Raw genomic sequence first — 12,496 nt, forward strand, 5'->3', positions numbered from 1 at the left:
GGATTCTAGAAGATGATTCCATATGAGCGGTAGAGCGCGCAGCCAGCCTCCCTTGAAATGTCCGGTTATCGCCCAGTAGTTGCCCTTCCAGGCTGCCAGGCCATTGCGGGCCGACCCACTGCGGATAAAAATATGGAACCTTGTTCTAATAACAAAACAGGAACGCCGCAATGCCTTCTGCTGCTCTCGATACCGAATACGATGTACTGGTCATAGGCTCTGGCGCCGCCGGGCTGGCTGCGGCCGTGACAGCTGCCTGGCACGGGCAGAAGGTGATCGTGCTTGAGAAGGAACCCGTGTTTGGCGGCGCCACCGCGTGGTCGGGCGGCTGGGCATGGGTGCCACGCAACCCGCTGGCCCAGCGGGCTGGCATTGTGGAAGACATCGAGCAGCCACGCACCTACCTGCGCAATGAACTGGGGGCGAATTACAACGCCGAGCGAGTGGATGCCTTTCTCGAAGCCTGCCCGCACATGGTGGCGTTCTTCGAAAAACACACAGCGCTGCAGTTTGCCGACGGCAACGGCATCCCGGACATGCATGGCGACACACCCGGTGCGGCCCAGGGCGGCCACCAGGTAATTGCCGCGCCGTACGACGCCCGCCAGGTGGGCGCCTTGCTGCCGCGCCTGCGCAAGACCCTGCGCGAAACCTCATTCATGGGCATGCCGATCATGGCCGGCGCAGACCTGGCCGCCTTCCTCAACATGACCCGCTCGCCCAAGGCCTTGCTGCACGTGTGCAAGCGCTTTGGCCGCCACCTGTATCACCTGGCCCGGCATGGCCGGGCGATGCACCTGGTCAACGGCGTGGCATTGGTGGCGCGCCTGGCCAAGTCGGCACAAGACCTGGGCGTGCACCTGCAGGAGTCGGCGCCGGCCAAACGCCTGCTGGTCGAAGAAGGCCAGGTACGTGGGGTGCTGGTGGGCACACCGCAGGGCGACCGGCAGATCCGGGCCAAGGCCGTGGTACTCGCGGCAGGTGGCTTCCCCAACGACAGCGCCCGGCGCCGGCAGCTTTTCCCGCGTGATGCCAGCGGCCACGACAACCTGGCCCTGCCGCCGCAGGGTTGTTCCGGTGACGGCCTGCGCCTGGGCGAGTCGGCCGGGGGCGTGGTTGCCACCGACCTCAAATCGCCAGTGGCGTGGGCACCGGTTTCGCAGGTGCCGCACCGCGACGGCAGCGTCGGCCACTTCCCGCACATCATCGAGCGCGGCAAGCCCGGCATCATTGGCGTGCTGGCCAACGGCAAGCGCTTTGTCAACGAAGCGCATGGCTATTACGACTATGTGTCAGCCATGGTCGCGGCGGTGCCGTCGGACGAGGAAGTGTGCTCGTGGCTGGTTTGCGACCATCGCTTCTTGCGCCGCTATGGCCTGGGTTACGCCCGCCCGGCACCGCTGCCGGTAGCGCCGCATGTGCGCAGCGGCTACCTCAAGCGCGGCGCCACGCTCGAACAACTCGCCCAGGCGTGTGGCATCGACCCGTCCGGGTTACGCGCCACGGTCGATGACTTCAACAGCCACGCCCGCAACGGCCAGGACCCGGCATTCGGCCGTGGTTCCACACCGTTCAACCGCAAACAGGGCGACCCGCAGCACAAAGGGCCCAACCCTTGTGTAGCGCCCATTGAGCATGGGCCGTTCTACGCGGTGAAGGTGAAGCCTGGCTGCTTTGGCACCTTTGCCGGGCTGCGCACCGATGGCAATGCCCGCGTGCTGGACGAGGCCGGGCAGCCGATCCCGGGGTTGTATGCTGCAGGTACCGACATGGCCAGCGTGTTTGGGGGCTGGTACCCGTCGGGTGGCATCAACCTGGGCCCGGCGCTGACCTTTGGTTATGTGGCCGGGCGGCACATTGCCGGGGTGCAAGGGTACGAGTGAGGTACGCCGAAAGGTTTGCATCAGGTGGCAGGCATTGCTGCGCTCGAAGCGGATATCTGCGCCAGCCAGTAAGGCACATCGACCTCGTCGATCTGCTCGGCGCGCAGGAAACGCTCGGCATACTGGCGGTACACCCCGCTGCTCAAGAACAGGTGCAGCAGTTGCCCGTCGATGTGCCTGTCGCGGGCCATGAACACCAGGATTTTTACTGATTCGGACAGCGTCTTCGGTGGCTTGTACGGCCGGTCGGCAGCGGTCAGCGCTTCGAAGATGTCGGCAATCGCCATCACCCGTTCGGCAATGCCCAGGTCGTGCTCGCCCAGCCGGCGCGGGTAACCGCTGCCATCCATCTTCTCGTGGTGGTTGCCGGCAATGGCCGGTACCCTTTTCAGCTGGCGTGGAAACGGCAGCGCGCTGAGCATGATGATGGTCTGCACGATGTGCTCATTGATCTTGAAGCGTTCCTCGTCATTCAGCGTACCGCGTCGAATCGACAGGTTGTACAGCTCGCCATGGTCGCTGGCATGGGCTGGCAGGCGCATGTCGAACCCCCAGTGGTTGCGCGGGTCGCCCTTGGCCACCGGTGGTTTGCGTTCACCCCAGGGCACGCGGTGCTCCGGCCGGTCGGCCAGCAGGGGTTCGTCTACCGGGAGTGCAGGTTGCGGTAAACCTGCAAAACGCTCCGCCTCGTCGCGGGAAATGCCCAGGCGGTTGTCGAAGTGGCGCTGCCAGCGGCGCTGGCCAATCTGCTGCAAACGCTCGATGTCGGCGTCCTGCATGAACTCGCCGCCGATGTTGGCCTGGGCGACGAAGGCAAAGTCATTCTGCAGCCGATCCTGGCTTTGTACCAGGCTGGCTTGCAGCGCCCGCTGATCGGCACCGCTGGCCAGGCCCTGCCAGTACGCGAGCTCGGCATCGCGCCACAGCACTTCAAAGCGCATGCGCACCTCGTGAATGCGATTGTGCAGGGTTTCCAGCTTTGTCGCCTTGTCCACCACATACTCGGGGCTGGTGACCTTGCCACAATCGTGCAGCCAGGCCGCCACGCGAAATTCATAGCGCTCGGCTTCGGTCATGTTGAAGCTGGCATAGGGGCCGGTGTCGGCGGCAACTACCTGGTCCAGCAGCATCTGCGCCAGCTGCGGCACCCGCTCGCAATGGCCGCCGGTATAGGGGCTTTTGGCATCGATGGCGTCGGCCAGCAGCTTGATCATGGCATCCATCAGGCGTTGCTGGGCTTCGACCAGCTGCCGCGTCTCGATGGCCACAGCCACCACACCCGACAGCTCTTCGACAAACTGCCGGAACGGCTGGCCCAGCTGGTCGTCGTCCAGTTGCAGCACCAGGATGCCCAACAGCGCCTGGCTACGGTCTTTCAGCACCACAGCCAGGCTGCGCTCGTGCAGGCCGAGGGCCTGGTTCACGGCAGCGGGCAGCGTGGGCCGGGCAGCTTCATCCACGGCCAGCTCGGCCGGGTATTGCTCACCGCGGCAGGAGGCGGCCAGGCGCAGCAGCGCGTGCTCGGCGTCAAACAGGTACACCACACCAGCATCGGCCCCGGCAGCATGCACCAGGTGGGTGAGTACGCCATCGAGCATGTGCTCGAGGTCGCGCTCGCGACTGAGCGCGAGGGTAATGGCCTGAAAGCTGCGGATGGTGCCAGACATGCGGCTCAGTACATGGCTCAGTTCGCGTACTTCGGTCACCCGCGACTTCACCCCCACTTCGCGGCTGAAGTCGAAGCCGGCCAAGCCTTGCACCTGCTCGGCCAGCACCTTCAACGGGCGACCGATGCGCCGCCCAAGTACCCCGCCGAGCACCAGCAGCACGGCCATCAGCGCAGCGGTCCAGAGCAACTGTTCGAACAGCACCTTGCGCGCACCGGCCAACAACTCATGGGCCGGCACGGCAATCAGCACCTGCAGGTCCTGCCCGGCCAGGTTGGTCAGCGGGATGCGCATGCCATACCAGGTCTGGCCCTGCACCTGATAGGGCTGTGCCCGGGTGCCTTGCTGCTGGTCAGCGTAAAGGTGTTGCAGGCTTGCAACGCCCAGTTCGCCGACACGCGACAGGCGCAGGCCCTGCCCTTCATGCACGATTACCCGCTGCAGGTTCGGGTAGGCCACGACGCTGCCTTGGTCGTCGACCACCGCAATCTCTGTGCCGGGGGTGATGCGCAGCCCCTGGGTTTCGCTGGCCAGGTCGTTGACCGAAACATCCATGCCGATCACTGCACCACCGTCAACGCTGCGCTGCGCCATGGTCAGGCCGATCTCGCGGGTGGTGAAGAACACATAGGGCGGGGTTAGCGCGGTACCGCGCTGTGCGCTGGCTTCGGCGAACCACGGGCGCGTGCGTGGGTCGTAGCGGTAATCGGGTTTGGCCTGAGCCTGCAACAGGTTCAACGCCCTGTCGTAGTAGCGCCACTCGCCCTGTACCACCCCGCCTTCACCCCGGCTGACACTCTGCACCAGAAACGCCGTGCCCGCCGGCGCGGCAAAGCGCTGCAGCAGCTGTGGGTCCCGCAGCCGGCGCACCAGCAGGAAATCACCATTGGTGTAACCGATGTAGGCAGCACTGAGCATGCGGTTGGCATCCAGCGTCTCGACCAGCTGTGGCAGCCGTTCGAAGCGCTGTGCCTGGGTATGTGCAGCGGGGTTGTGGGCCAGCAGGCGGATACTGCTTTGTGCCGGGTCGATCAGCCGCCGGGCGCGTTCGTCGATGGTCTTGCCAACTTGCTGGGCGGCATCGCCGGCGGCGGCTACCAGGGTCTGGCGAATGCCGTAATAACCCTGCCAGGCCAGGGCGGCGCCGAGCAACAGCATGCCCAGCACGACGGCCAGCGCTACCAGCCATTGCAGCGAGATGCCACGCCCGGCTTTACCGGCAACACGGCCATTCGACACGCAGCCCATTCCAGGTACTCCATGTGTGGCAGTTTGAAGGAGCAGCCAGAACGATCATGCAGGCCAGGGCCATTCGCAGGCAGCGTGACGGGCCGAATGGTGGCAAGTAGCCCTGGTCCATCTTGGCAGCAGTGTAGAGCGCACGTGGGCTTTCTGCCGGGATGGCAAAAAAAATTAACCTGGGCCAGTAAAAGCCGCACAGTCGTTACATAAGCTTCAAACCCGCTGTTCCAGCATGACCAACGCCCCGACAATCAGCGCCTGCATGCCCTCAGGCAACCCCGCTTCCTCTCCGATCGCTCTGCGGCCCTTTCGCGACACAAGCCGCTCCTGCAACCGACCAGGTGCTCTGCGAACCTCAGCCGCGCAGCTGGTACCAGGTGGTCTTGAGCTGCGAATACTTATCGAACGAATGCAACGACAGGTCGCGTCCGAACCCCGACTGCTTGCCACCGCCGAAAGGCACCGTCACATCCAACGCGTCGACTGTATTCACAGACACGGTACCGGCTTTCAACGCCCGCGCTACCCGGTGCACCTGGTTGAAGTCATCGCTCCACACCGAAGCCGCCAGGCCATAGATACTGTCGTTGGCCAGGCGCACCGCCTCTTCTTCCGTGTCGAAGGCGCTGATTGCCAGCACCGGCCCGAACACTTCCTCCCGCGCCAGGCTCATGCGGCCATGGACACCGGCAAAAATGGTCGGCTCGATGTAGTTGTCCGACCCTTCGATGGTCAGGCGCCGACCGCCACACACCAACCGTGCGCCCTCTTGCCCGGCGCGCACAATGGCGGCTTCGATGCGGCCGGTTTGTTCGGCATCGACAATGGCACCAGCACGGCTCGCCGGGTCCAGCGGGTTGCCCGGCAACCACTGGCGGGCTTTGGCTTGCAGGCGCTCGACAAATTCGTCATGGATGGAGCGCTGAACGTACAGCCGCGAGTTGGCCGAACACACCTCGCCCTGGTTGAAGAAAATACCGAATGCGGCCTTTTCCGCCGCCAGGTCCAGGTCCTGGCAGTTTTCGAACACCAGGTTGGGGCTCTTGCCGCCGCACTCCAGCCACACCTGCTTGAGGTTGGACTGCGCCGAGTACTGCATGAAGTACTTGCCCACCTGGGTGGAGCCGGTGAACACCAGGCAATCCACATCCGGGTGCAGGCCCAGCGCCTGCCCAGCCCGCTCGCCCAAGCCAGGCACCACGTTCAGCACACCTTCCGGCACACCGGCTTCCAGCGCCAGCTGGGCCAGGCGCAGGGCCGAGAACGGTGATTGCTCGGCAGGTTTGAGCACCACGCTGTTACCGGCAGCCAGCGCCGGGGCGAGCTTCCAGGCGGCCATGTCGAGCGGGAAGTTCCATGGCACCACGGCAGCGACCACGCCGAGGGCTTCGCGGGTGATGGTAGCCAGCGCATTGGCAGCAGTGGGCGCCACCTGGTCATACAGCTTGTCCAGCGCCTCGCCGTACCAGGCGAACACATGGGCCGAGCCCGGCACGTCGATGTTGTAGGCGTCCATCACCGGCTTGCCCATGTTCAGCGAGTCAAGCAATGCCAGTTCTTCGCGATGGGCCATGATCAGCTCGGCCAGGCGCAGCAGCACCTTCTTGCGCTCGCCTGGGGCCATGCGCGGCCAGGGGCCTTGTTCGAAGGCCCGACGTGCGCTGGCCACGGCAAGGTCGACCTCGGCCTGGCCGCAGGCAGCGACCTGGGCCAGTACGGTGTTGGTTGCGGGGTTGATGGCGGCGAACGTGGCGCCATCCTGTGCGTTGACGGGTTTGCCGTTGATCAGCGCCTGGGATGGCAGGTACAGGTCCGAGGCGCGTTGTTGCCAGAATTCGAGGGTGTACATTTGTACTCCAGGCGACCGCAGTGGCGATCATTTTTGCGGAAGTAACAGGTACCACACAGTCCGCAAGCACGCCGCGCCTCCTCTGTGGGAGCGGGCGTGCCCGCGAATCAGGCGACACGAAGGATGGCACCGGCTTCGCCGGTGTTCGCGGGCATGCCCGCTCCTACAGGGGAAACCGGTTGCCCTTGGCAACGGCTTAGAGCTTGCCAACCAACCGAGCGGTGCGGTCCACGGCAATGCGGGTTTTCTCTACCAGCTCATCCAGCTCGCTGTGGTTGGCGATCAAGGCCGGTGCCATGATCATCCGGCCCAGGGTCGAGCGAATGATCACGCCTTCCTCGAAACCAAAGGTGCGGCATTGCCAGGCCAGGTCGTTCTCGTTGGCGAAGCGTTTGCGCGTCGGCTTGTGCTCGGCGAACTGCAACGCTGCCACCAACCCGGCGCCCTGCACCTGGCCGATCAACGGGTGGTCGGCGAACACCTCGCGCAGGATGCGCTGCAGGTACGGCCCGGTGTCATCCTTCACCTGGGTGACGATGCCTTCGTCGCGCAGCGCCTTCAGGTTGGCAATCGCCACCGCCGCCGCCACCGGGTGGCCGGAATAGGTCAGGCCGTGGGCAAACACCCCGCCACGTTCCACCAGCGCCTCGGCAATGCGCTTGCTCAGCACCAGGCCACCCATGGGCACATAGCCGCTGGTCAGGCCCTTGGCGATCGACAGGGTGTCGGGCTCGAATCCGAAGTATTCATGGGCAAACCACTCGCCGGTGCGGCCAAAGCCACCAATCACCTCATCGGCGCACAACAGCACGTCATACTGGCGGGAGATGCGCTGGATTTCCGGCCAGTAGCTTTCCGGCGGGAAGATCATGCCGCCTGCGCCCTGGAACGGCTCGGCGATAAAGCCGGCAACGTTCTCGGCGCCCAGTTCGAGGATTTTTTCCTCCAGCTGCAAGGCGCAGCGGCGGCCGAACTCGGCCGGGGTCAGCTCGCCACCCTCGGCGTACCAGTACGGTTCGTCGATGTGCGCCACATCCGGGATCAGCCCGCCCATTTCGTGCATGAACTTCATGCCGCCCAGCGCCGTGGCCGCCAGGGTCGAGCCGTGGTAGCCGTTCCAGCGGCCAATCATGACCTTCTTGTTCGGCTGCCCGACCACTTGCCAGTAGCGGCGTACGGTACGGATCAACACTTCGTTGGCTTCAGAGCCGGAGTTGGTGTAGATCGCATGGCTGTAGTGGCCGGGCAGCAGGCTGAACAGCAGCTCGGACAGTTCGATCACCGCCGGGTGGGTGGTGTGGAAAAACATGTTGTAGTACGCCAGCTGGTCCATCTGCGTGGCGGCAGCGACAGTCAGGTCGCGGCGCCCGTAGCCGAGCTGGGTGCACCACAGGCCAGACATGCCATCCAGGTAGCGCTTGCCCTCGCTGTCCCACAGGTGCAGGCGTTCGCCACCGACGATCACCCGCGGCCCTTCGGCATTCAGCGCCTTCTGGTCGAGGAAGGCATGGATATGGTGCGCGGCATCGGCTGCCTGGTAGTCGCGGGTCTGGCGTTGCGGGGCGAAAGGCGCATTCATTGTTGGTTTTCCTTTGCGGTGGGGTTGCAGGGTGGCTGGCGCTCAGCGCAGCTTGCCCATGTAGCTTTCCAGCGGGTCCTTGCCCAGCACGCCCTGGGCATTGGCCAGCGCGTCGATGAACAGGGAAAACAGCTCGGACTGGGTGCCGATGTCGAGCTTGGCGTAGACGTTCTTGCGGTGCGACTTGATGGTGTCTTCCGACACGCCCAGGCGCTCGGCCAGCGACTTGGTCGAGTGGCCACGCAGGATCAACTGGGCGATACGGCATTCACGTTCGGTCAGCAGCGAGCTGCCAAAGTTGTTCAGCGCGGCGTGGATGCGTTGTTCGAGGATGTTCTCGAAGCGCGCGGCGCGGCTGTCCAGCCCGGCGAAGTGCTTGCTCAGCACCGCCAGCACCCAAGGCGTGATGCGCCCGTACAGCTCGCGGGTGTGTGCATCCAGCTTGTCGGTGAACGCCAGCGACACCACCAGGCTCTGCCCCGGCGCAACCTGCAGGATGTAGTTGAGCTCATCCTCCAGGTGCGAGTGCCGGTAGAACGACTGGTAGTACTCGCTGACCTCGAAATGGTCGGGTGCCACTTCGAACAACCCATAGCACCCCGACGCTACCTGCTCCACACAGGCACCGTAGAACGGGTCGAGCAGGTAGAAGCCGGACAAGTAGCGGCTGACATTGCCCTCAGGCTGCCAGGGCGCCTTGTCGTCCTGCTCGAACAGCGCACAAGGCATGCCGTCGTGCGGGTACAGGTACACCGTGGTCGCCTGGATCGGCCGGATAACGCCAAGTGCGGCAAACAGGTTGGCGGCAAAGCCCGGTCGGCCGATTGCCTCGGTGACCTTGGCCAGGTGCTCGAACCACTGTTCTGAAAGCAATTGATTAGTCACTGTGGGCCTGCCGTTTCTATTCAGTGGCACCGCCGCCAGTGCGGTGCGTTGTTGACCAGATACTCCCACGCCACCGCAGACGCCGAAATCACCCTTTGGGGTGAGCCGGGCAAGGCTGTACCCGCTCACCCCAAAGGGTGATTCCGGGTACCTGCAGGGTGTGGGAGCATCAACCCGCCCCAGCGCTGCGAGCCTTCCGCTCGACCTCCTTGCACTTCACCCACCGGTAACGAGCCAGCTCGCGTACCGCGGTGTCTTGCATCCCCTTCCAGGAGTTAGCAATGCATACAACAACAAGTACAGCCCATAGCCCCTCACATGACACCGCCGCGCATCCCTGCGCCAACACCGGCCGCTTCCGCAAGTCCATGGGGCTGACTGCCCTGGTCCTGTTCGGCCTGGCCTACATGGTGCCCCTGGCCGTATTCACCACCTACGGGCTGGTCACCCAGATGACCAAAGGGCACCTGCCCACCGCCTACCTGCTCACCCTCGCCGCCATGCTGCTGACTGCCTACAGCTACGGCCGCATGGTTCAGGCCCACCCCTACTCCGGCTCGGTCTACACCTATACGCGCAAGGCCTTCGGCAGCCACATCGGCTTTATTACCGGCTGGACACTGCTGCTCGACTACATCTTCCTGCCGCTGCTCAGCTACCTGCTGATCGGCATCTACATGTCGGAATACTTCCCGGCTATCCACGCCTGGGTGTGGGTGGCAGGCTCAATTGCCCTGGTCACCTTCCTCAACCTGATCGGCATCGAGTCCATCACCCGGGTCAACTGGATCCTGGTAGTGGTGCAACTGGTGTTCATCATCGTCTTCGTCGCCCTGTCCGTGCTCAAGCTCAGCGGGCACGCGGAGCCGGTGTCGCTACTCGCCCCCTTCCATCACGAAGGCTTCAGCGTGCCGCTGATCATGACCGGCGCTGCCGTGCTGTGCCTGTCCTTCCTGGGGTTTGATGCCGTCTCGACCATGGCCGAAGAAACGACCAACCCGACCTACCGTATTCCGGTGGCGATCCTGGCGGTTTCGCTGATCGGCGGCTTGCTGTTCTTGGTGGTGTCGTACTGCGCGCAGATGGTGTTCCCCGACTGGGGCAGCTTCGCCGACCCGGATTCGGCCTCGGTGGATGTGATGCGCCGTGTCGGCGGCGAACTGCTGGTAACGGCCTTCACTGCCACCTACGTGGCCGGCTGCTTCGCCTCGGCCATGGTGTCCCAGGCCAGCGTGTCGCGCGTGCTGTTCGCCATGGGCCGCGACGGCGCGTTGCCGCGGGCGTTCGGCCAACTGGTGACGAAAAAACGCGTGCCAGCCACTGCCATCCTGGTGGTCAGCCTGCTGTCGCTGATCGCCCTGGTGATCACCCTCGACACCGTGGCCAACATGATCAGCTTCGGCGCGCTGTTCGCCTTTTCGGCGGTGAACCTGGCGGTGGTCAAGCACTACCTTGTCGACCAGAAACCGCGCGGTGGCCGCAACTACCTGCTGTACGGCGCCATCCCAGGCCTGGGCTTTCTCAGCACGCTGTGGCTGTGGAGCAGCCTGACCAGCCTGTCGTTCACCATCGGCCTGTGCTGGATGGGCATGGGCCTGGTGGTGCTGATGGGGCTGACCCGCGCGTTTCGGGTGAAGCTGCCGGAATTGCAGATGGCGGAGTGATGCTACACGCTGGGTGATAACTGGTCGTTATCACCCGATCCGCATTAATCATTATTCAGCCCCCCGTTCGCCCCCTACAGTCCCAGTGCAACGACTGTCATTGCCAACGGGAAACGAAATGTCCATCGAACATCGCCTGAACCATATCGCCGGCCAACTCAGCGGCAACGGTGACGTGCTGCTGAACAGCGTCGACGCCCACACCGGGGAGCCGCTGCCTTACGCCTTCCACCAGGCGACCGGCGACGAAGTAGAGGCTGCCGTGCAGGCCGCCGACGCCGCCTATCCCGCCTACCGCAGCACCAGCCCGGCCCAGCGTGCCGCTTTCCTCGACGCCATTGCCAACGAGCTGGACGCACTGGGTGACGACTTCATCCAGCATGTGATGCGCGAAACCGCGCTGCCCGAAGCCCGCATCCGTGGCGAACGCAGCCGTACCAGCAACCAGCTGCGCCTGTTTGCCGAGGTGGTGCGCCGAGGTGACTTCTACGCCGCGCGCATCGACCGTGCCCTGCCCCAGCGTACCCCGCTGCCGCGTCCGGACCTGCGCCAGTACCGCATCGGCGTGGGCCCGGTGGCCGTGTTCGGTGCCAGCAACTTCCCGCTGGCCTTCTCCACTGCTGGCGGGGACACCGCCTCGGCGCTGGCCGGTGGCTGCCCGGTGGTGTTCAAGGCCCACAGCGGGCACATGCTTACTGCCGCCCATGTGGCTGGCGCCATTGACCGCGCGGTGGCCAGCAGCGGTATGCCGGCGGGTGTTCTCAACCTGATCTACGGTGCCGGCGTGGGCGAAGCGCTGGTCAAGCACCCGGCCATCCAGGCGGTCGGTTTTACCGGCTCGCTGCGCGGTGGCCGCGCCCTGTGCGACATGGCGGCGGCACGCCCGCAGCCAATCCCCGTATTTGCCGAAATGAGCAGCATCAACCCGGTGATCGTCCTGCCCCAGGCGCTGCAAGCCCGTGGCGAGCAGGTAGCCGGCGAACTGGCTGCCTCGGTGGTGATGGGTTGCGGCCAGTTCTGCACCAACCCTGGCCTGGTGGTGGGCATCCAGTCGCCGCAATTCGAGCATTTCGTGCAAACGCTGGTGGCACGCATGGCCGACCAGGGCCCGCAGACCATGCTGAACGCCGGCACCCTGCGCAGCTACCAGAACGGTGTGCAGCACCTGCTGGCGCACCCGGGTATCCAGCACCTGGCCGGGCAGCCACACACCGGCAACCAGGCCCAGCCACAGCTGTTCAAGGCAGACGTAAGCCTGCTGCTGAAGGGCGACCCGCTGCTGCAGGAAGAAGTATTCGGCCCGACCACCGTAGTGGTGGAGGTGGCCGACGCCGAGCAACTGGCCGAAGCGCTGCGCCACCTGCAAGGGCAACTGACCGCCACGCTGATTGCCGAGCCTGATGACCTGCACGCCTTCGCCTCGCTCGTGCCGTTGCTGGAGCGCAAGGCCGGGCGCCTGCTGCTCAACGGCTACCCGACCGGTGTGGAGGTTTCCGATGCAATGGTGCATGGCGGGCCTTACCCGGCCACCTCCGACGCACGCGGCACCTCGGTCGGCACCTTGGCCATCGACCGCTTCCTGCGCCCGGTGTGCTTCCAGAACTACCCCGATGCACTGCTGCCGGATGCATTGAAAAACGCAAACCCGCTGGGGATTGCGCGGTTGCTCGATGGCGTGAACAGCCGCGACGCAGTGTGATACGGCGCATGTTGAGCAGGCACGGTGC

General features: G+C 64.7%; 7 protein-coding genes. 3 read left to right on the forward strand and 4 right to left on the reverse strand.

The window, feature by feature from the left end:
* Window positions 1-170 precede the first annotated feature (170 nt).
* The gene (locus tag PP4_RS16355; protein WP_016500308.1) at window positions 171-1,883 is read left to right on the forward strand and encodes an FAD-dependent oxidoreductase; all 1,713 of its coding nucleotides are present in this window, start codon (window positions 171-173) and stop codon (window positions 1,881-1,883) included.
* A 20-nt stretch (window positions 1,884-1,903) separates the two neighbouring features.
* Here PP4_RS16355 and PP4_RS16360 read toward each other — a convergent pair whose 3' ends face one another.
* The 4 genes from PP4_RS16360 to PP4_RS16375 form a co-directional block, all read right to left on the reverse strand.
* A complete protein-coding gene (locus tag PP4_RS16360; RefSeq protein ID WP_016500309.1) occupies window positions 1,904-4,798 on the reverse strand; it encodes an HD domain-containing phosphohydrolase in 2,895 nt (964 codons plus the stop codon).
* Window positions 4,799-5,147: 349 nt separating this feature from the next.
* Complete coding sequence (locus PP4_RS16365) at window positions 5,148-6,641, reverse strand: aldehyde dehydrogenase (RefSeq protein WP_016500310.1); 1,494 nt, start codon at window positions 6,639-6,641, stop codon at window positions 5,148-5,150.
* Between the two features lie 196 nt (window positions 6,642-6,837).
* Complete coding sequence (locus PP4_RS16370) at window positions 6,838-8,220, reverse strand: aspartate aminotransferase family protein (protein ID WP_016500311.1); 1,383 nt, start codon at window positions 8,218-8,220, stop codon at window positions 6,838-6,840.
* Between the two features lie 42 nt (window positions 8,221-8,262).
* A complete protein-coding gene (locus PP4_RS16375; RefSeq protein WP_016500312.1) occupies window positions 8,263-9,105 on the reverse strand; it encodes a helix-turn-helix transcriptional regulator in 843 nt (280 codons plus the stop codon).
* A gap of 281 nt (window positions 9,106-9,386) precedes the next feature.
* On the opposite strand from PP4_RS16375, the gene PP4_RS16380 reads away from it, so the two are divergent.
* Together PP4_RS16380 and PP4_RS16385 are read left to right on the forward strand one after the other, a co-directional pair.
* Window positions 9,387-10,769: an APC family permease gene (locus PP4_RS16380; protein WP_016500313.1), complete on the forward strand. Its 1,383-nt coding sequence runs from the start codon at window positions 9,387-9,389 to the stop codon at window positions 10,767-10,769.
* 118 nt (window positions 10,770-10,887) lie between these two features.
* A complete protein-coding gene (locus PP4_RS16385; protein ID WP_016500314.1) occupies window positions 10,888-12,468 on the forward strand; it encodes an aldehyde dehydrogenase (NADP(+)) in 1,581 nt (526 codons plus the stop codon).
* Window positions 12,469-12,496 lie beyond the last annotated feature (28 nt).

This window comes from Pseudomonas putida NBRC 14164, from assembly GCF_000412675.1.
Lineage (GTDB): Bacteria > Pseudomonadota > Gammaproteobacteria > Pseudomonadales > Pseudomonadaceae > Aquipseudomonas > Aquipseudomonas putida.